This window comes from Vibrio sp. S12_S33, from assembly GCF_963889785.1.
Taxonomy (GTDB): domain Bacteria; phylum Pseudomonadota; class Gammaproteobacteria; order Enterobacterales; family Vibrionaceae; genus Vibrio; species Vibrio aestuarianus.
The window spans coordinates 1-1,676 of the sequence record NZ_CAWPQZ010000133.1 but is presented as its reverse complement, the minus strand read 5'-3'; the positions used below and the strand labels follow the sequence as shown (position 1 = coordinate 1,676).

Here is a 1,676-nt window from a genome sequence, read left to right as displayed (position 1 = left end):
CCATGCTTACGGACGGGCTCAGTTTTATTGCAGAAGCGACATTGAACTTGAATGGTAGCCATGAGTTAAAAACAATCAAAAATCAGGTGGCTATATTAACACATATCCACCGATTTGAGTCTCGACCTTATTTTGCGCTAAACAAAAATTGCATAATAATCAGGGTAATCAAGAAAACTCAGCACGTTGACTCAGATTTATAATGGAAAAATATCCCCAAATTATTCAAAAGTTTTCATGACCGACTTAGGTTTGATTCTGTCTAACATAGTTTAAATATGCATTATTTATCAGTTATGAGAAGCAGGAGTTTTAAATTATGCTCACCAAGACAAGTCATCAATTAACGACACTAAAAGCTGATTTGGAAAAGACAATACAAGATCTAAACAGCGCAAAACAACCTCTTACTTCGCTCAATCAAAATATTCGATCAGTTGAGCAAGACTTAAAGAGTGCTATCCACCTACAGACAAATTATGTTTCAAGGCCTTATGCGGTAGCTTCCGACATAAAAAACTTCGAGGGGGCTGTACGACTTAAAGAGGTTAAAAAAGGTCAGTGGGAGTTTAGGGGAGAAAGTCATAGTAAACTAAAGTGCTTTGGAAACCTTCACGTAGGGCGGCATAAGAAAGAAGTTGAAGCGGCAAGAGCTATGATCAACCCCGTGTTTTCTGACGCGAATCTAAAGGAACCTATAACGATAGACTCGTCTAAACTTAATGATTATATACAACTACGTAAGAATACTATTTCTGCACTTAATTCTAGTATAAATGATTTTGAGGTGGAGCGTGATAAAACAAACCGACTCATTAATAAAATTAATAATCAAATATCCAAGTTAGAGAGAAAACAAAAAGCGACCCAGGATAAAATAAAGAGCACCCAGGATAAAATAAAGAGCACCCGCAATGCGCTAGTTGCTATTTACAGTACTAATCATGGTGCGAAAGGAATAAACAATAGAATTAGGCATGACTACGGCTGTGTACTAAAGACAGAATCTTCAGCTTCAATTCGCCAAGGTGCGAGGAATGAATGGAACCGTGCACACAAAGATTCGGAGTTTATTATGTCTTCAAACGAGGACTTAGATAACGCAGTTAAAACTCTGGATCATGGCACAAAAGAAGCTGTTGAGTTTATGTTTGATGGCCAGAAAAAAGACACTTTGGGGATACAGTATCGAGGTACGATGTTTAAACCTCAAGAGGGAGTTGGAGCATTAAAACGAGGGGACCGTTTTCAAATTGGTTTCATCATGTCATGCGATACAAACAAAAAAATGGCTAATAAATACGCATCAGAAAAATACTCTCAAGACTCCGATCCTGCTAATAGAGGTCAACAACCGGCTGTATATATTATCGAGGGAACTCCATTTAACATTGGAGCCGGTGATAATGGAGAGAATGAGAGAAATTATAAACCTGGTAGCCAATTCGTAGTTCAAAGTATAGTAAAGAAAGGTGAGACTACTTACTTTGAATTGAAGGAAGTTAAATCTATAAAAAACGTCAAGCACACGGTATACCGCTGATTAACGGAGGGTGTCCTGAATTCTGTGTAACTGTCTAAACTTAAGCCTTAAATGCTAAGGATGGACAATATGGATAAGAAAGCACTCGAAGCTTTTGCTCGTGAAGCAGCAAAGTCAATTAAGACAGAATCTG

At 37.8% G+C, this 1,676-nt stretch carries 1 protein-coding gene; it reads left to right on the top strand.

Annotated features, from left to right (window positions below; translation table 11 throughout):
* Positions 1–319: 319 nt before the first annotated feature.
* Positions 320–1,543 (top strand): hypothetical protein, encoded by a 1,224-nt coding sequence (locus AACW06_RS19420; RefSeq protein ID WP_192076315.1) that lies wholly within the window; start codon positions 320–322, stop codon positions 1,541–1,543.
* The last annotated feature ends 133 nt before the right edge of the window (positions 1,544–1,676 follow it).